General features: G+C 42.0%; 19 protein-coding genes. 4 read left to right on the top strand and 15 right to left on the bottom strand.

All coding sequences use genetic code 11. The annotated features are described in order from the left end of the window. Positions 1–4 precede the first annotated feature (4 nt). The 9 genes from NST15_RS01690 to NST15_RS01650 form a co-directional block, all read right to left on the bottom strand. A complete protein-coding gene (locus NST15_RS01690) occupies positions 5–1621 on the bottom strand; it encodes a YceG family protein (RefSeq protein ID WP_017358587.1) in 1617 nt (538 codons plus the stop codon). Between the two features lie 70 nt (positions 1622–1691). After that, a complete protein-coding gene (locus NST15_RS01685; protein WP_017358588.1) occupies positions 1692–2507 on the bottom strand; it encodes an HAD family hydrolase in 816 nt (271 codons plus the stop codon). Next, entirely contained in the window at positions 2504–3613 is a 1110-nt protein-coding gene (locus NST15_RS01680; protein WP_007498339.1) for a cysteine protease StiP family protein, read from the bottom strand. Before NST15_RS01680 ends, NST15_RS01685 begins: the two co-directional genes overlap by 4 nt. After that, the gene (locus NST15_RS01675) at positions 3606–4937 is read right to left on the bottom strand and encodes a phosphoribosyltransferase family protein (RefSeq protein WP_342499047.1); all 1332 of its coding nucleotides are present in this window, start codon (positions 4935–4937) and stop codon (positions 3606–3608) included. Before NST15_RS01675 ends, NST15_RS01680 begins: the two co-directional genes overlap by 8 nt. Beyond that, positions 4921–6114 (bottom strand): HpcH/HpaI aldolase/citrate lyase family protein, encoded by a 1194-nt coding sequence (locus tag NST15_RS01670; protein WP_008342129.1) that lies wholly within the window; start codon positions 6112–6114, stop codon positions 4921–4923. The genes NST15_RS01675 and NST15_RS01670 overlap by 17 nt, the downstream gene beginning before the upstream one ends. 82 nt (positions 6115–6196) lie before the next feature. Then, positions 6197–6976, bottom strand: a complete 780-nt coding sequence (locus NST15_RS01665; RefSeq protein WP_008342130.1) for a TerC family protein — start codon at positions 6974–6976, stop codon at positions 6197–6199. A gap of 140 nt (positions 6977–7116) precedes the next feature. Next, on the bottom strand, positions 7117–7695 hold the full coding sequence (locus tag NST15_RS01660) for a TerD family protein (RefSeq protein WP_007498343.1): 579 nt from the start codon (positions 7693–7695) through the stop codon (positions 7117–7119). 41 nt (positions 7696–7736) lie between these two features. Next, positions 7737–8318 (bottom strand): TerD family protein, encoded by a 582-nt coding sequence (locus tag NST15_RS01655; RefSeq protein WP_008342133.1) that lies wholly within the window; start codon positions 8316–8318, stop codon positions 7737–7739. A gap of 21 nt (positions 8319–8339) precedes the next feature. Then, positions 8340–8942 (bottom strand): TerD family protein, encoded by a 603-nt coding sequence (locus NST15_RS01650; protein ID WP_017358594.1) that lies wholly within the window; start codon positions 8940–8942, stop codon positions 8340–8342. Positions 8943–9359: 417 nt separating this feature from the next. Here NST15_RS01650 and NST15_RS01645 point away from each other — a divergent pair, with 417 nt between their 5' ends. Further along, on the top strand, positions 9360–10352 hold the full coding sequence (locus NST15_RS01645; protein WP_045034624.1) for an LLM class flavin-dependent oxidoreductase: 993 nt from the start codon (positions 9360–9362) through the stop codon (positions 10350–10352). A gap of 212 nt (positions 10353–10564) precedes the next feature. Then, positions 10565–11605, top strand: coding sequence for an acyltransferase family protein (locus NST15_RS01640; protein WP_113747524.1), 1041 nt, complete (start codon positions 10565–10567; stop codon positions 11603–11605). A gap of 19 nt (positions 11606–11624) precedes the next feature. Here NST15_RS01640 and NST15_RS01635 read toward each other — a convergent pair whose 3' ends face one another. Next, entirely contained in the window at positions 11625–12404 is a 780-nt protein-coding gene (locus tag NST15_RS01635) for a glucose 1-dehydrogenase (protein WP_008342137.1), read from the bottom strand. A 112-nt stretch (positions 12405–12516) separates the two neighbouring features. Then, positions 12517–12945, bottom strand: coding sequence for a cell wall hydrolase (locus NST15_RS01630; protein ID WP_008342138.1), 429 nt, complete (start codon positions 12943–12945; stop codon positions 12517–12519). Between the two features lie 539 nt (positions 12946–13484). On the opposite strand from NST15_RS01630, the gene NST15_RS01625 reads away from it, so the two are divergent. Then, complete coding sequence (locus tag NST15_RS01625) at positions 13485–14546, top strand: DUF4352 domain-containing protein (protein WP_039166404.1); 1062 nt, start codon at positions 13485–13487, stop codon at positions 14544–14546. 29 nt (positions 14547–14575) lie between these two features. Here the strand turns inward: NST15_RS01625 and NST15_RS01620 are convergent, their stop codons facing one another. The 4 genes from NST15_RS01620 to NST15_RS01605 form a co-directional block, all read right to left on the bottom strand. After that, on the bottom strand, positions 14576–14809 hold the full coding sequence (locus tag NST15_RS01620; protein WP_249670463.1) for a hypothetical protein: 234 nt from the start codon (positions 14807–14809) through the stop codon (positions 14576–14578). 40 nt (positions 14810–14849) lie between these two features. After that, on the bottom strand, positions 14850–15188 hold the full coding sequence (locus NST15_RS01615; protein WP_135226911.1) for a hypothetical protein: 339 nt from the start codon (positions 15186–15188) through the stop codon (positions 14850–14852). A 173-nt stretch (positions 15189–15361) separates the two neighbouring features. Beyond that, entirely contained in the window at positions 15362–16543 is a 1182-nt protein-coding gene (locus tag NST15_RS01610; protein ID WP_342498780.1) for an ABC transporter permease, read from the bottom strand. Next, positions 16543–17283 carry an ATP-binding cassette domain-containing protein gene (locus NST15_RS01605; RefSeq protein WP_007498365.1) on the bottom strand — a complete coding sequence of 247 codons (741 nt, stop codon included), beginning with the start codon at positions 17281–17283 and terminating at the stop codon, positions 16543–16545. The genes NST15_RS01610 and NST15_RS01605 overlap by 1 nt, the downstream gene beginning before the upstream one ends. A gap of 160 nt (positions 17284–17443) precedes the next feature. Between NST15_RS01605 and NST15_RS01600 the strand changes: the two genes are divergently transcribed. Further along, entirely contained in the window at positions 17444–18145 is a 702-nt protein-coding gene (locus tag NST15_RS01600) for a LytTR family DNA-binding domain-containing protein (RefSeq protein WP_007498366.1), read from the top strand. Position 18146 lies beyond the last annotated feature (1 nt).

The raw sequence follows: 18146 nt of genomic DNA, 5'->3' as shown, positions 1-18146 counted from the left end.
CTCCTTATCGGTTTTTAATGGATTGAAATAACTTTCTCACAATAGACGGCTCTTTAAACTCTTGGTTCATGACCATTTCATCAAGCCAATGTGTATCAAATAATTGATCGTCTATATACCGCTCTATACACTGATAGCCGGCGGGATGATACACGAAGAGATCCACACCCATTTCATTTAGGAAAATCAGGGCAGCCGCATCAGAACGAGTCAGCTCACCATTATATTCCGTATGGTATAAAATCACTTTCGGTACAGTCTGGGCATAATCAAAGGTTTGAATGAGTTCAATTACATCTTGGTTCATATGCAGAAGCTGCTTGAATAAATAAATACGCACATCTAATTCAGTCTCATGGCCTTCTTTTAACAGCTTCGGATGCTGACAAATGCGAGAAATGGCCTCTGCGATCGCACGCTGCGTGCCCTCATATAAATGCGAGAACTGCCACACATTGCTTTTCATTAACAAATCAGGGTCAACCTCTCCTGCTTTAGAAAGTGCATGCTGATAATGAAATTGATAATTCGAAGACACTTCTTGTGTGAAAGGGAAATGACGGATCGTTTTCGTTTCTTTCCCCTCCATTAGCGTATGGATACGGTCCCAATATTCTCGCTTGTCTCTCGTCACCCCCATCATCTTCGCAAAAAGATTCGGAATCTGTATGGTGTCACGGTCTGCTTTGAAATTCGGGCGGATAAACGACCGTTCCTTCGCAATTAAAAACAGCTCATCATACGTTGTCTTTAGCGTAATAGAATGAGGGGTATGATCTCTGAATTGCCATGGCTTATACAGCATGGAATCTTCTGTGTGAAGTACCTCTTCAAGCTCTCTTGTCGAACGGTACGCCACCGTTGATTTCCTCTCAGGCTTTTCAGTAGGGAACGGTTCAAGCTTTGACGTCCCTGGATACTGATCAATAAAAGTCAGCTTTTCTTCTGGATCTAATTCACGAAATTGATCCTTGCCTTCTGGATGAAACAGCACCACATCACAGCCAATCAGCATGACATAGTAAAGAAAATAAAGCTGACTTTTATTCGCCTCTCCATACCAAATGACAGATGGCATTTTTTCTTCCATATTGCCTTCCTTCAGCCATGGTCCTAAGTGATTATTTGAAAACTTCACTACATCTAGCAGCACACGACGGAAATCAGGATGCTGGAATCCCCCTTCATGCAGCTGCTTGAAATGTTCAAACACCTGGATTAACGAAAGGCGGATATGCCGGTTCATCACTGGGTTTGGATGACGGACAATGAGCTGTTCACCATCTAAGAAAGCCACAAATCGATTCACGGACAATCCCTTTTCTTCCTGATTAATCATATGAATCCGCTGGAGCGCTTGAAAGTGCTCCGGCTCAATATGCCGGTTGAGGGTTTCACTTAAAATATGCATGCCGTCAGTTTCGTATAATTCATGTAAATAAATAAAATAATCGGTTGCATCATGCGGAGTTCCAAGGACGCGGGCGGCGAGACGCGGCAAGGATAAGGTGTGCTCGTCCTTGACGTAGCCGTCTCGTTCAGGGAGCGGCTTTTTCAGCAGGTTTTTCCAGGCTTCCTGTTTCGCCCGTGTCTGGGTTACGTTGATTTCTTTATAACTCACGCCGCTCCTTCCTTTCTCCTATATTTTCTCGAAAGCTACTACTATCATATCATTCAGCCTTCTACTTCTGCTATCGAATCGAAGGCTTTTTTGCTGTGTTCATCTTCTTTGCGACAGAAGCGGCGATTTCGTCTGCCGCCGCCATGCCAGAGGCTGTCGTCGGTTCAAACGATAGCTCAGCATCTAAGACTTCCCCATGACTCGGAGCGAAGCCTTTATCTGCTTGACGTATGAGATCAGCATCTAACAAGGAGTCGCCCGCTCCATAAACATATTCAAGGTGTAGCCTTTCTTTTAGAAAAGCAACAGCAGCCCACTTATTGAGCGGCTTTGGAATAAAATACAGCTTTCGGCCTTGAAGGGAAACTTGCCAGCCTCTCTCCTCACCCCACAGCCTTAATTCAGCAAGCGGAATATGAGAAAGAAACTCGTCTTTCATAATCAAATAAAGAAATCTTCCCTCAGCTGTTCGAGTACGTTTCACCCAAGCGGCAACCGGAAGTTCAGAGATCGCCCTCAGCATATCTCTCACCGGCATACACTCTTGCAGTCTCTCATCTACAATCGCCTGCCACTCCTCAAGCGGCTTACCGTGATGAAGGATACAGCCGCCGTTTGTCGTGACGGCATACTCTGGTTTGATCTCTTGCTGAAAGAGAGTGATTCGTTCAAATTGTGCTGTCGTTCTTGTCGTCACTGGGATAAACCAGCCTGCTTGATGAATTGCCTGTAAGGATGCTTTCGTTTCAATAGACATGTAGGAAAGCGGCCGGTCGTCCAGCACCTCAATTAATTCGTATGCTCCCTTGTATGCATACTGCTCCAGCATTCGATGTGAGTATATCAGTGTCCGGTCTAAATCACTGGCAAATGCGATATTCTTCATGACGATTGCTCCAACGGGCGGATGAGCCCGCAGCATGTGTAGGACATGTTGGCATATTCAATGACGGGCACGCCTCTGTCCTCTGCGAGTAGTAAAATGTGCTTGAGCTTCTCCCGAGATCCAGGCTGAATGAGTATTTTCCAAGGGACTCTTCTGAGCAGCACACGGGTCGTCTCACCGACGCCCGGCTTAATCAAATGTGTATTGTCAATTTGGAACTCCTGACCAATCGCTTCAATGGAGGTCATCCCTCGCCAGTCAGGAGGCGTTCCTTGTGCGAGCAGGGTCTCTGCTTTCTCTTGTACATTTGCATTAAGTTCAGAAAATGCTTCTTCAATTGTATTCACGTACAGATTAGAGACATCCTCATCAATGAGCTCTTCATAATACTTGGCCCCATGGAAATCATCGGCATGGATCCAGCGGTTGTTTAGCACCGTTCGACTAACTAGGCCAGATACCGTTGAATTCAAGCAGGCACTTGGAATGAGGAAATCCTCTCTCGTTCCGTAAACACTCGTACAATAACCAGGATCAGCAAGCACAGCCAGCTCACTCGAAAGACGAATTCCATATTTCTGTTCAAAATCAAGCACCGCTTGTTGAAGCTCTTTGGAAATAGCACCCTTTCCGGTCCAACCGTCAATAAAGGCAATCTCAAAACCTGGATGTTCTTTGAGTATATAATGCAACGCATTTTCATCTATTCCACGGTCACGAATAATAGAGATGCTATAATGCGGCAAATCGAGACCATACGTCTTTCTGATATACCGTTTAATGAGCACCCCGATTGGTGTTCCAGCCCGTGCCAAGCTGCAAAGAACGGTTTGAAAGCCTCGCTTTTTCACAATTTGTTCTGCGACAACCGCTACGGCTTCCGCTACCTTTTGCTTACTTTCTTCAAGAGATTGATAGAATAAGTCCATATAAGATGCCGTCGGCTTGTATTCAATTGGCAGCATTTCTGAGTAATGTGCACCGCTTTGAATAGAGCGCTCCCGCTCTTCTGTACTTTTCTCCATCTCAATCGATGATAAATCCTTGAGTAAGAAGGTTACGTCCTGCTCTGGATAGCTTCCCATCTTTGTATACACGTTAGCCATTCACCTTCACCTCATCTGATAAAGTCACAATATGCACATGCTTCACATGCCGCTCAGCAAATAAGTGGATCAGCGGCATCAAAGCTTCTTGAGACACCTTTTTCTCAAAAAACAAAAAGACATCATCGTACTGATCTTTAGGGATATTGTACACGTAGTGCTGAATACGGGCATCCTCTGGACTCAAAAATGCGAATCCGTTTTGAACAGCGTACCCTTCCTTTTCAACAGGATGAATCGGACTTCTTGTCGTCGAATGAAATAGGACACCTTCACCCATATGAGCTGCAAGTCTCATCGGCACATACATCAATTCTCCTGTTCCTAAGCAGAGTGTCTGTTTTCCTTTTCGTTCTCGCTGAAGCTTCAGCCCAGCCTCAGCAGCTGCTTGATCAATGGCGACCGTATCCACTGCGCTTAAACCGAAACGACCTGTTTCATGTATATACGGCGAATGCCCCGCCGGATTGACTGCATGGGAAAGTGAATATGGCACTTGCTTAAAGAAGGATTGAAGAGAATGAAAAGAGAGTTCAGGTCTCTTCTCTTGCGCAGCAATCTCATACGAATAAGTAGGCTCATCCAGTGTTGTTCCCCGAAACATCATCTGCCCTTTTAATAAAGATAATGATGTGATATTTACCCCCAGCTCCTCTTGAAGCTGGAGCATCGCTTCCTCGTGCTCCTCTGTTCTCCAATCTAAAATGGATAGAATCGTATAAGAGGATCTAGGGTGCTTTGCGTGCAGATCCCGAATGATATTCATATTTGTCCGGCCTGTCGTGACCTCATCATCTACTAGCACAATCGGACGATCCGTACGAAGTAAGGCGCCGTCTGCATAGCAAAGCTGATCCGTGGCATGAGAATGTTCTTCTTCAAATACGAGTGAAGGATCAAGATCCAACAGCTGTTCACGTGTCGTATGAATGTAAGAGGCTCCTTCTATGACGTCATACACACCATGACCAAGCGCTGTTGCCGTTTCAGCAAAGCCGATTACTATCGGCTCGTTACTTGCCGGCAGCTTCTCTTGTTTGAGCGCTGCATAGGCTTCAATTAACTTAGCATGATCATCCGTTTTTAGAGCATCTACTACACAGTCTTGGTGCGGGGGCGTCTTGCCTGTTTGTTCTTTTGCATAAGCCATTGCCAAAAGACCTGAGACGAGGAGTGGTTTCAACGGGTGAACAGGCATATGTTTCCCGAGCACCTTACTAACAAATAAAAAGGCTCTCTTTTTGTTCACCCGTGCCGCCATGTCAAAAAGATGTTCTTTTTCAAGCTGAAGCGTACCTTCTTTGAGGTTAAGCTCCACCTCCATATGTTCCAAGATGTTCAGCGTATGCGGCTTCTGCTTCTGTGAGTATGTCGATATAGCTTCTATTTTCATGAAACACCCCGTAAATGTCTGACTTCATTAAAATGTTTTCCGCCCAGCGATAGTGCGGCTTCGTTTCGTTCATTTTATTAGAAAAGGTACTCTTCATCACGCCGACTGTACCATCTGCATGCTCTAAAATACTTAATGCATCCATGTACTCTTCCTTTGTGACAACGTACATGCTTTGAACTGGCTTGAGATGCGTTGGATGGATGACTGTCTTGCCATGAATACCGTTTACCACATCCAGCCTTGTCTCTTTGAGCAGACCTTGCATATGATCGAGCTCAGATGATAAAGACTCACCGCTCTTAGAAATTGCACGGATGAATGGATTTTGTTCTTTTCGTGCCGGTCCAAAATGCTCCCATACAGCTCCTGATATCACAAATGAACGACCAAAATAATTGATGATATCTGTGATCAACTCAGCAATGACTCTGATCTCATAAATGGTGGTCTCGCGATCACGGCGAATGCCGTACAATCCACACAGATCCGTTGCCCCAATGCGAATATTCAAAATATATTCCTCATCATTCAGCATGATCTGCTTTAACTCAGACAACACCTGATATCTCGTTTCTTTTTCTAATAAATCTGGTGTTTCTAAAATGGGCATTCCGTATAGTGTTTTCTGAGTTTGTGCTGAAGCTCGTTTCAAACTGTCTACATATTCCTTTGCATTGTGAACGGAGCACTTTGGAAACACAAAACCAGTCAGTAAATGAAGAGAGGAACCGAGCAAATCTGCCATTTTGAGCAGCTGTTTGGGCGAACGAACCCGAATAAATAAAAGCGGCAAATGCTCAGCCATTTCTGGAGATTGATGAATTGTCTCAGAAAGGCAGGTCAATTGTGCCACTATATTCTGTTCAGCCATGTCCACTTCCTGATCACCAATGGCGTCCTCCAAGCAAAACACAACAGAGCAAAGCGCTTCATATTTCTGCGAAAGCAGCATGTCTGCTACATCCTGTCTTGTCGCAGGCATATACAAAGTAGCACCTAATGCATGCGCAAGTACATGCCTTGGCGTCAATGAATGAACTGCCGCCGGCCGCTTAAAAAAAATATCGTGCTGCCTCGTCTCTGATAAAAAACGAAAATATCGCATGCAGTGCCACCTCCTGTTGTAATGACTTGATGATTCAAAAAAGGATGGAGCCGCTAGTCAACTCCATTCCTTTTTGATCGTCCTATTCTTCTTTTGAAGCCGCAGCTTCGTTTGTTACACCTTGATGCTTCTTCTTATTGATTTTATGAACAATAAACGTTCCGATAAACGCTAGGATAATAATCGCAAAGAATGCGAGATGCGGGATTTCAATATGAGCAGCACTTAAGCCCATTTTGATGGCAATAATTCCAATGAGAATAAATGCCGTATTCTCAAGCTCAGGTATACGGTCGATGAGTACAAGGAATAATTGTGCCACTGTACGCATCATGAGAATTCCAAGCATTCCACCTAAAAGAAGAATCCATACTTCCTCAGATACAGCGAATGCAGCAAGAATACTATCTACCGAGAAGGCAAGGTCCATAATTTCTACAGAAATAACAGTTGCCCAGAAGACGCCAAATACACGAATCATCCAGCCTTCTTTTTTCAATTCCTTCGCTTCGTCATCTCCGTCACCTAACCAGAAGTGCTTAATGACCAGCCAAGCTAAGTATGCAGCGCCTAGAACCTTAATCCACCAAAACTTAATAAGCAGCATCCCTACGCCAATGAATAGAAAACGGAAGAAATAAGCGCCAATTAATCCGTAGGTTAATGCCTTTTTACGCTGCTTTTCAGGTAAATGTTTCACCATAACAGCTAATACAAGTGCGTTATCCGCTGACAACAAACCTTCAAGCACGACAAGGGTCCCAATAAGCCCCCAAGAGACAGGGTCTGTTAATACCTCTGCCCACATATGCCAATCAAAAAACGAGGCATACGTGTCCAACATATGTTTCAAAATGTCCAACTGGTTTTCCTCCTATAAGTGTAGAAGCATCAGCAGGCTTTCGCCTGCTGTTATTCTTGATCGCTGTTTCTTTCTCACTTTGGAAAATACCCTCATATGAGTCATTGGCAGCGCCTCTTGAATGAAGTTGTTTCTTCTCTTTACACTTCTAACCCATAATTTTGACAAAGAGCTGCAAGTCCGCCAGAGAATCCGCTTCCGATTGCGTTAAACTTCCAATCGCTGCCGTGTCTATATAGTTCGCATACGACGACAGCTGTTTCAATTGAGAAGTCCTCCCCTAAATCAAAACGAATCAATTCTTCCCCGCCCTCTTCATTTACAACACGAACAAATGCATTAGAGACTTGTCCAAAATTCTGGCTGCGCGCCTCTGCATCATGAATCGTCACTGTAATTCCGATACGATCAATGTTAGCAGGAATTTTCGAGAAATCAACGAGAATTTGCTCGTCATCTCCATCTCCTTCACCCGTACGGTTATCACCGGTATGAGTAACACTACCGCTTGGATGCTGCAGATTATTATAGAACACGAAGTCTGTGTCTTGTTGACAACGATTGTTTGCATCTACTAAGAAAGCCGAAGCGTCCAAATCAAATTCGGCTCCGCCTGAATATTTATTCGTATCCCAGCCAAGTCCGATCATCACTTTTGTCAGCCCTGGGTTGGTTTTCGTTAAATCGACACGTTGTCCTTTTGAAAGCTGAATCGCCATATTCGTATCTCTCCTATCTTCTGAAAATATGAAAACGGGCGTTACCCGATATCTAAGCCGAAGTCTGTTGCAATGCGGGCAAGTCCGCCTTGATAACCTGATCCAACAGCTGAGAATTTCCACTCTCCGCCATGACGATATAATTCACCTACAATAATCGCTGTTTCAATTGAAAAGTCTTCCGCCAAATCATAGCGAATGAGCTCTTCATTTGATGCCGCATTTAAAATACGGACGTAAGCGTTAGACACCTGTCCAAAGTTTTGGCTGCGTGCTTCTGCATCATGGATTGTAATGACGAAGGAGATTTTCTCAATACTTGCTGGTACAGTTGAAAGATCAACATTGACCTGCTCGTCATCTCCGTCTCCTTCACCTGTACGGTTATCGCCTGTATGTACGATACTTCCGCCACCGCCAGTTGTTTGATTGTAGAAGACAAAGTCAGATGGAGAGTTTGCTTTCCCTGCTGCATCTAAAAGGAATACGCTTGCGTCTAGATCAAAGTCATGTCCGCCATCATACTTGTTTACATCCCAGCCAAGACCTACGACTACTTTTGTTAAACCTGGATTCGTTTTTGTTAAATCAATTTTTTGACCTTTCGCTAAAGAAATTCCCACTAGGAACCTCTCCCTTCTAAATTAAATGTAGTTTCTCGTAATATCGGCAAGCTTCGCATCGTTTGTACCATTTCCTACAGCTGCAAACTTCCACTCATTCTCGTGGCGATAAAGCTCTCCAACGATTAATGATGTTTTACCTGCATATTCATCTTTCAAATTATATTTCACTAATTCTTGATTGTTTGAACGGTCAACAATTCGGATGTAAGCATTTTGAATCATACCAAAGTGTTGGTTTCTTCTAAGTGCATCATAAATGTTCACAACGAACACCAATTTATTCACATTGCCTGGTACCTTGCTTAAGTTGACGAGGACTTGTTCATCATCTCCGTCTCCTTCACCTGTCAGGTTGTCACCTGTATGCTCAACACTGCCGCATTTGCTTTTCAAGTTGCCAAAGTAAATCAAATCTTTATTTTCAACAAACTTATCATTTTTCAGCATCAGCACTGAAGCGTCACAATCAATATCAGCGCCGCCTCCGCCGCCAAACAGCTTTCCAAGAAAACCGCCGCCTTGTGACACAGGGTCCCAGCCAAGTCCAACTAGAATATTGGTTAGTCCTGCTTTTCCTTTTGTTAAATCAATACGTTGACCTTTTTCTAATGTAATCGCCAAATCAATCACTCCTCCAGCATAATAAAAATCTATTTATTAAGCGATGGACCCTATTAAAATCATCATACATGAAAATTCGACAAAATTCATGAAATGACATTGGAGCCTCTTACTCTTTTTTCTATTTACTAGTATATACGATCTATGTATAAAAGAGGTTTCAATATGATGATATTTTTTTAAAGAAAGATCCATGGCAAAAATGATTCATGTCGTAAAAGAAGTGTTTCATGTGAAACATTGTCGAATATCCCCGTTACACAGCCTCTCGCTTAAAAACAGGGCGCGCATCCACTTCATATGTTGATATAGAAAATTCATGTACATAGCTGTGATAAACCCTTTCATTTCCTTCCGTTCATGACTTTCTTTATACTTATGGATAGAATTCAACGTATTGATGAAAGGGTGTTGATGATGCCATCACTTCATATATTAGATCAAGTCGCCATCCCTAAAGGCCAGTCCGCACAAGAAACATTGGTTCATACGACAGAGCTGGCCAAGCTTGCGGAAACACTAGGGTATGAGCGGTATTGGTTTGCTGAACACCACAGCACGAGAGGACTCGCAAGTACAGCGCCTGAAATATTAATGGCACATATTGCTTCACACACATCGACATTGCGCACAGGCTCCGGGGGTATTTTACTCCCGCAGTACAGCCCTTTTAAAGTAGCAGAAGTCACCCGCCAGCTTGAAGCCCTTTACCCTGGGCGGATTGAGATCGGTGTTGGTAAATCCCCAGGCGGAATTGAACGGACGAGACTCGCTTTGACAGACGGCGTGAAGAAAGAACTGTCTCAATTTGACCGCCAGCTGGAGGACCTTCTTTTTTACTTATCTGACAGCCTGCCTTCTGGTCATCGGCATGCAGGAGTGAAAGCGGCTCCGCTCGTTGATTCTTATCCGCCAGTCTGGCTGCTTGGACTCGGGGAAAACAGTGCCATCCAGGCGGCATCACTTGGAATCAACTATATTTTCGGACATTTTATTCATCCTGCACGAGGCAGGCAAGCTTTTGAAGCGTATCGGTCACACTTTTCTCCATCCGTTTTCTCACGTCAGCCTCAGTCTATGTTTGCTGTCTTTGTAATCTGCGCAGACACAGACGAGGAAGCAAGCCGCATTGCCACCAGTACAGACTTATGGCTACTTCGGGTTGAAAAAGGGCTGGACAGTCGCGTTCCTTCTATAGAAGAAGCAGAGAACTATCATTACACTGAGCAAGAAAAGAAAAAAGTGTTACAAAACCGCCAGCGAATGATTGTTGGCTCAAAGCAAACAGTGAAAGAACAGCTGCAAATCTTAATGGACCGCTATCAAACGGACGAGATGATGATATTAAACAATTCATTTGATCCAATGGAAAAACAGCGTTCCTTTGAACGAATCGCAGAACTATTTTGAAGCCAATCCTTCGTTGGCTTCTTTTTTACATTGTCATAAAAAATGGGGAATGTAACATCGAGATGTCAAAACGCTTCCTTCTGTCATCTGATCGCAAATGTGTCTTCTAATCGTTAGCGAACTGTAAACGCATTGTAGGTGTACCTTTTATATAGTAGAGGTACATATGAAGTAACGGTTTACAATGCTGAGAAGGAAGGAGATGACTGGCCATGAATAAGCGACTCGACTGGGTGGATGCGGCTAAAGGAATCGGCATTCTGCTCGTCGTAATGGCACATGTACCCATTCCTGATTCATTCAAGCAATTTATATACTCTTTTCATATGCCACTCTTCTTTTTACTATCAGGTATGATGTTTCGATCATCCTCACAACCTGCTATGTCATTTATACAGAAAAAAGCGAAAAGCTTGCTCTTACCTTATCTCTATTTCTCCATTATTACGTACGTTTTCTGGTTCACGGTGACCCGATTTTTCGCCTTTAAGGGGCAAACAGATATTGATCCCTTCGTTCCATTTACGGGAATTTTCATTTCAAATGCCGATGAAGCAAGACTGACGCATAACCCAGCCATCTGGTTTTTAACGACGCTCTTTTTAGTGGAAATGTTGTTTTTCTTGATGCATCGTCTGACAAAAGGAAAACCAGCTGTATTGATTTTACTGACCGTCCTTTGCGGCGGAGCCGGATATGCTTCCACGCTATTGTTAAACCAGAGTCTCCCTTGGAATGCCAACGTTGCGTTAACGGCTGTTGTGTTTTATTCAATTGGATTTTTAGCAAAACAATGGTTTGTGGAATTAAAAACAGATCCTACCCTTCTGTTATGTACAGGTCTGCTTGTACTGACTGCATATATGCAAAGCTTTAATTCACGAATTGATATGCGGGTGAATGACTATGGGGATCTATTCATTTTTTATGCTTGTGCACTGCTCGGTTCAGCTGCTGTCATTTATTTAAGCTTCAAATTGAAAACGTCCACGATATTGACGTATCTTGGACGTCATTCCATTGTGATTCTCGTCCTGCAATTTGCCGGTATCGATATCATGAAGGCATTTGTTTATTATGGGCTAGGCATCAATATCTCTGATACAGCGCAGCTTTCTTGGACGCTCTTTTATACGATCGGTACATTGCTGCTCATGGTGCCATGTATCGCTTTCTTGAGCAAGTATCCTATGCTGCTCGGCAAACCAGCAAAGTCAGCACACCGCTACAAAGAAAAAACATCCGCCGGCTAACGGGGCGGATGTTTTTCTATTATTCATTTAATTGAGATGGATAAAGTGTCATTCCTCCATCAACAAATAATGTAGTACCTGTAATATAGGCCGCTTCTTTCGATACGAGAAATGCAGCGGCAGACCCAATCTCTTTCGGATCGCCAAACGTTCTCATTGGAATTTTCTCAAGCTGCTTTTGTTTTTTCTGTTCATCTTGAAGATCGTCATTTGATTCCGTTGCCATTGTACCTGGTGCAATCGCATTGACCCGAATACCCGCTTCGGCATAATCAAGAGCCAGCGTCTTCGTCATCATATTCATTCCTCCTTTAGAAGTAGAGTAATGAACATTAAACGGACGCGGGATCTCTTGATGGACACTGGATATATTCAAGATTGATCCTTTCACATCATGTTCCATCATATAGGCAATCGCTGCCTTTGCTCCTAAAAATGAGCCTGTGATATTCACATCAATGACCTTTTGCCATTGTTCCAACGTCATTTCATGCGGCATTGCTTCTTCACCATTAAATCCTGAATTATTGACGAACACATCTAGTGCGTTAAAATTCTCCAGCGCGGCATCCATTAACGCCTGAATTCCTTCCTCTTTGGAGACATCTGCGTGTACTTTCACCGCCCTACCTCCATGCTGCTGAATGGCTTGTACTGTTTCTTCAGCACCCTCTTCATCGCCTTTATAATTCACAACCACGTTCATTTGTTCTTGTCCAAATCTCAAGGCGATGGCTTGTCCTATGCCTTTAGAAGAACCTGTCACAATGGCTGTTTTCCCTTTTAAGTCTTGATACATCTTCATTTCCTCCGATCACGTGCTTCATCTTGTTGATACACAATGGTTACCCATTTTGAAAAAAAGAAAAACACAATCCTCTTGAATACAAAGGATTGTGCTGTTCATTAAGCTAAAAGGTGTTATAAACATTCTCGCAAGTTTCAGCTGTGGGCTGGTAAAAGCAATGTGACTTATACCTTGCCACAAACGGCTGATTGTACCAAGTGGATGGGCAATTTCCAGGCGGTTTGAAATACCAAAGACTGAATTTCGCAGGCCAAAATCGTTCACCATTAATGTTCCTCCGTGCAAGTGTCTTTTCACTTTCTCGTGCTCGCTGATAAAAATAGCCATGTGTGACTGCCTCAAACGCATGCTCCTGATAAATCATTTGTGGAATCGTACGCAGCCCTTTAAAGTCAGAACAGTTGGCACGCAAACGATTGATGCCTACATTTCCTACAAGCAGCATCCCTTGTTTCCCTTCACCTTCCGCTTCGGCTCTCAGCAGTCTGGCCATTAAATCAATATCAGAGCTTGTCGCTCTTACCACTGCCATACATCCACCTCCCATTCATTTCTCTTTTATTTTATGTAGGGTTTCTGTGTAGATGACTGCCATTTTGAAGGGAAAAGACACATTCCGTGTCGAGAGCCTGTCTAAATACCTCAACATTTCGCTGGACAAGTGTCTCTCTGTCAACAACACACAAACCTAGTGATCATACACATCACAGGAAAAAATATTCATTACTAACGACTCATTTACAAGTCATAAAAATCCTTCTATTTGCTACATCTTCTTCAAAAACAGTCATTTGAACCTATTCAATAATCCGACTAAAAACCTTAAAATATAAAATGTTGAGTTTTTACAGGAGATTTCAAACAATAAAATACACATTTCTCCTCTCAACATAGTGTCATTTTTACTACTTGAAGTGGATGAACCTTTCGAACGCACTGAGGTATTGACAGTACTTTCGCTTCATTCTACAGTAAAAAACATACAGTATTTTTCTTTTTGTGCAAAAAGAATGATATGAACTAAAGCTTTCCAATGAAATTCACCATAAAACCCGAGGAGGAAAACATCTCATGTTTAAAAAGAAATTATCCCTGTTTCTTCTGATTTTGTGTGTAACTGTTGTCGCTGCTGCTTGTAGTGGTGGAAAAGACAAAACTGCTGCGAAAGAAAGCGATACAAAAAAATCTCTTGATGCAGCTGAAGTAAAAGTAGAAAGTGCTGAGTACACTTTACCACCTCAATACGATACATCTGTTCAGGATGATCAGTATGTCCTAAAAGTGAATGTATCTGTAAAAAACATCAGCAAAGAACCATTGAATGTGGATAAAAGCAACTTTACGCTTTACCAAGATGACGCTCAGGTGTCTACCATCTCTCCTGATGACTACAACGAAGTATTATCTTCAAGCTCTCTAAATGCAGGTAAAGTATCAAAAGGTGGTCTTTTCTATGTAGTTGATAAAGAAAAAGACTATCAACTTGTCTACACAGAGCCTGGTACTGGATCGAAAAAAGATGACAAAACACTAGAATTCGATATTAAAGGAAAAGACTTGATGAAAAAGGCAGATACACTTCAAGCGTCTGCAAAAGCCCTTTCTTCTTATATTGATGTCATGATTTTTGGTAAGAAAAATGACGATTTCGAAAAACTAACAGGTGATAACAAATCAACTGTCGTAAACGAATTTGATAAATCATTCAAACAAGGCTACATTTCTTCTTCTGGTATTTCATCTAGCTCAGCAAAAGACGAAAACCTTGATAAGCTTCTAAAAGCTGTAAAAGAAACATTAGCTGAAAAATCAAAAGTATCAACGAAAACAAAATCAATCAGTGGTGATAAAGCTGTCGTGACTGTGACACTTACACCAATTGATGCAAGCCCGCTTGTCGATCGTTTAAAAGAAAAAGCAACTGAATTCTACAGCAAAAACCGTACAGCATCTTATGATGATGCACAGAAATATCTACTTTCTATCTATCCAGATGAATTTAAAAAATTAGGACCATCATCTTCTGAAGAAACAGTAGAAGTGAACATGAAGAAAAACGATATCGACCAATGGAAACTTGATTTGAACGACTACAAAACAAGCTCATTGGTTGAGAAGTTCATCAAGAACTAAAGAAAAACCCCCGTTTCCCGGGGGTTTTTTTAGTCTTTTTTCGATTGATGTCTATATTTGGTTCCAACATATATACAAGTAAAGAAGAAAAGCGTGACCCATATCCACAAGACGTTCACCATCAATAATATGATGGCTACTATGATCAAAATCGTCAGATCAAGTTTCTTTTCTAGTTTTTTATGGGTAAGAACGAAAGTGATTAATAGAAAAGCGATGAAGCAGGCGATTCCATAACTGAAGACTGTTGGCAATTCTCGCATCTCCTTATCGGGAAGGCTTATACTGACAAAAGGAAGCATATTATGAAGAGGAATTCCCTTTTTCAGCATCATATTCTTTTATGATGTCAATTGGATCAATGGCATCGTCTTCTTGCATGTATTCCTCTACATAAGGAGTGTTTAATTTCTCGAACCTTTGCTCATCGTTTACTAAAGCAATATAAGTTTCATAGCCTTCATAATCAGATGGGAATAAATGTGCAACAGAACTACCTGTTTCTAAAGCTCTATCAATTGCATTTCTCAATTCTATCAGTCCTTTTTTATTCCCTAAAATGAAAGCTTCAAAATGATGTGTTTGCTGAGCATATATATTACATAATCCCAAAACATCATCGTCTTCTACTTGATAACTCATATACAAAACCCCTTTTAAGTAAAATTAAGTAAAATTTTACACGACTGAGCATTTTTATTCTATAACCTCCTTCACATTGTGACCCAATTTTTATCACTCATTTAAACATACAAAACAAAAAACTTGTAGAAAAAATCTACAAGTTCTTCATCTTTATCAATGAAATGATCTTTCTATTTCGCAAGCATCCATTTCTCTTTCATAAACAAACTTCTCACGATGACAAACAAAATCATCACTGTCAGCGCCGAGGAGCCGAGCGTCAGGGCAATTGACATTGGGTCAACGATGCCAAACATCAATTGCTTACATAGTGCATGAATATTAAGGAATGGGATAGCAAAGTAATACGTATCTAGCTGCGTAGCGCCTGCTCTCATGGTGAAAAACATCGGAATCACACCTAGTGTAATGATCATGGACATGTACGATTGTGCTTCTTTCACTGAGCTTGAAACGACACTGAGCAGCAGTTCAATCATTGATACCATGAATGAGAAAATAATTAATGCCGCTAACATAACGCCGATGATGCTCCACACTTGATCTCCGAAGTTCAGCGCTTGTTTCAGTTTTTCTGTAAAGAGCAATGTAGAGAGCAGCAGCATGCCAATCGCCACAATGCCACTTAATATACCAAACATAGACACAGCTAGCCATTTTCCAATTAAAAGCTGAAGTCTGCTGGCCGGTGTCAGGAATAAAGCTTCAATTGACTTTCTATCCTTTTCACCTGCTACGATATCAAGCGCAGCTGGCAAAGCACCTGAGATCACAGACGTCACTAAAATCATTGGAAGGAGAATCGACAGCAGCATGGTGGTCACCCCGTTTTCTCCATCCCCGTCCTCTCCTTCTTGCACATCAACTGATTGCACCTCAAACGGATGAATCACTGACGATTTGATCTGATCCTGTGCTAAACGCTTTTCTACGACTTGATTTTGATATTGTTCAAGCAATGATTGCAGCATTTGAACCGCAATCACTGAATCATCATCTGTTGGATACCCATGGACTTTAATGGCAAACGATGTTTGATGCTGAAGCATATCGCCTGCATCTTTTGGCATTTCTAGATAAGCATTTGCCTCACCAACTTTAACGGCTTGCTGCGGGTCATCAAATGTTTCAAGTTTCAGGTTTTTCACTTCTTTGATCATGTCATTCATATCGGACGGAAGCTTTTCATTGATTGCGACTGTATACGTTTTATCGCCTGGATCAGCGATCATGCTTTCGTAGAAAAACACGAGTCCGAGCATTGTCAAAAGAGGGATCAACACTGTTAAGAGCAACGTTTTCCTGTCTCTGAGCGAATCTGTCATTTCTTTTAAAAAGACGGTTTTCCACATTATGCATTCCCCCTTGCGAGCTTCGACATAAAGATGTAATTCAAGTCTTCACTTTGTTCCTGTGCATATAATTCTGGAAGCGTTCCTTTGTACACGAGCTCTCCTTGATGAATCATCATGACACTGTCACAAAGCAGGCTGACTTCTTCCATGATGTGGCTTGAAAATAGAATCGTTTTATTTTGCTGTTTCAACTGATGAATAAACTCTCTGAAAATATTACTCGATGTGATATCTAAACCTGTTGTCGGTTCGTCAAACAAAATAATGTCAGGGTCATGAATCAATGTTCTGGCAATCGCCACCTTTTGTTTCATCCCTCTTGAAAATCCTTTTACCTTGCGATCCATGTACTGCCTCATCCCGAAGCGCTTTGCTAAATCCTCAATTCTTGCTTTGATTTCATGCTGATCTAAGCCATATAATTTCCCAAAGTATTCAAGGTTTTCACGAGCCGTCAAACGGTCATAAAGTCCCGTCTCGCCGCCAAATAAGACCCCAATTCGCTTCTTCACTTCAGTTGCTTCTTTGACTGTATCAAAGCCTGCAACATTGACTGTTCCATGAGTAGGCTCCAATAATGTCGCAACGGCTCGCAATAATGTGGTTTTCCCTGCACCATTTTCTCCTAAGATGCCGACGACTTCTCCTTCCTTCACGGAGAACGTCATATGTTTCATCGCCTTTACGACTTTTTTCTTATCTGTAAACCAGCAACTACAATCGCTGAGAGTAATCATTTGGTTCGCCCCTTTCGACTATCTACGTCTATGATAGAAAAAATACCGCCTGTCTGACATAAAAATGTCGTGAAACGTCCTTTTTCTGTCTTGAAATGATCCATTTTAAAAAACAAATGGTAAAATAGACAAATAATAAGAAGAGTCATAGGTGATTTTTATGATAAAAGTAGGTCTTGTCGATGATTACCGAGTGGATTTAGAAAAGCTGCATGCCATTGTCGGCAGAATGGATGCCGTTGACATCGTTTTTGTGACACAGTCAGCGGAGGATGCATATGAGAAGGTCAAACAGGGCGACATTGATCTATTGTTTGCAGACATTGAGATGCCTGGCATGTCAGGCTATGAATTAGCAGACCTTATTCACTCTCATGCACTGAATGTAGATGTTGTATTTGTGACGGGAAACAGTGGGTATGCTGTTCATGCCTTTGATTTGAATGTCCATGATTATATTATGAAGCCCTATCAAGCTGATCGAATTGCCAAATCTTTAGAGCGCTACATGTCCACCAAGCAGGAGAAAAGCATTCACGGACGGCTTCTCATCAAGCAGCAATCAGATATCCATGTACTGCAAAAAAAGGATGTCATCTTTGTTGAACGTACTGGCAGGTCGACGACCATTGTCACAACAACAGGAGATATTCAAACATACCAAACTCTCAACGAGTTAAAAGGTGATTTAGCTGAGAAAGACTTTATCCGCTCCCACCGGTCGTTTATCATCAATATTCATTACATTAAGAACTTTTCGGCGTATGCCAAAAATTCATTTATCGTGTCTTTTGAAGGGACTGATAAAAAAGCCATGATGACGAAGCAGCAATTAGAATACTTTAAGAAATACTACTTTTAAG

Origin of the sequence: Bacillus sp. FSL R5-0820 (genome assembly GCF_038593385.1) — a bacterium.
Classification (GTDB): domain Bacteria; phylum Bacillota; class Bacilli; order Bacillales; family Bacillaceae; genus Bacillus; species Bacillus altitudinis.
Note: the sequence above shows the minus strand (reverse complement) of the source record. Positions and strands in the feature narration are given on the sequence as shown.

Coding starts and splice junctions, on each gene's coding strand:
- NST15_RS01685 (WP_017358588.1), bottom strand. CDS start 2,507: ATGAAGAATATCGCATTTGCCAGTGATTTAGACCGGACACTGATATAC.
- NST15_RS01680 (WP_007498339.1), bottom strand. CDS start 3,613: ATGGCTAACGTGTATACAAAGATGGGAAGCTATCCAGAGCAGGACGTA.
- NST15_RS01675 (WP_342499047.1), bottom strand. CDS start 4,937: ATGGAGGTGGAGCTTAACCTCAAAGAAGGTACGCTTCAGCTTGAAAAA.
- NST15_RS01670 (WP_008342129.1), bottom strand. CDS start 6,114: ATGCGATATTTTCGTTTTTTATCAGAGACGAGGCAGCACGATATTTTT.
- NST15_RS01660 (WP_007498343.1), bottom strand. CDS start 7,695: ATGGCGATTCAGCTTTCAAAAGGACAACGTGTCGATTTAACGAAAACC.
- NST15_RS01645 (WP_045034624.1), top strand. CDS start 9,360: ATGCCATCACTTCATATATTAGATCAAGTCGCCATCCCTAAAGGCCAG.
- NST15_RS01640 (WP_113747524.1), top strand. CDS start 10,565: ATGAATAAGCGACTCGACTGGGTGGATGCGGCTAAAGGAATCGGCATT.
- NST15_RS01635 (WP_008342137.1), bottom strand. CDS start 12,404: ATGTATCAAGACTTAAAAGGGAAAACAGCCATTGTGACAGGTTCTTCT.
- NST15_RS01630 (WP_008342138.1), bottom strand. CDS start 12,945: ATGGCAGTGGTAAGAGCGACAAGCTCTGATATTGATTTAATGGCCAGA.
- NST15_RS01625 (WP_039166404.1), top strand. CDS start 13,485: ATGTTTAAAAAGAAATTATCCCTGTTTCTTCTGATTTTGTGTGTAACT.
- NST15_RS01620 (WP_249670463.1), bottom strand. CDS start 14,809: ATGCGAGAATTGCCAACAGTCTTCAGTTATGGAATCGCCTGCTTCATC.
- NST15_RS01615 (WP_135226911.1), bottom strand. CDS start 15,188: ATGAGTTATCAAGTAGAAGACGATGATGTTTTGGGATTATGTAATATA.
- NST15_RS01610 (WP_342498780.1), bottom strand. CDS start 16,543: ATGTGGAAAACCGTCTTTTTAAAAGAAATGACAGATTCGCTCAGAGAC.
- NST15_RS01605 (WP_007498365.1), bottom strand. CDS start 17,283: ATGATTACTCTCAGCGATTGTAGTTGCTGGTTTACAGATAAGAAAAAA.
- NST15_RS01600 (WP_007498366.1), top strand. CDS start 17,444: ATGATAAAAGTAGGTCTTGTCGATGATTACCGAGTGGATTTAGAAAAG.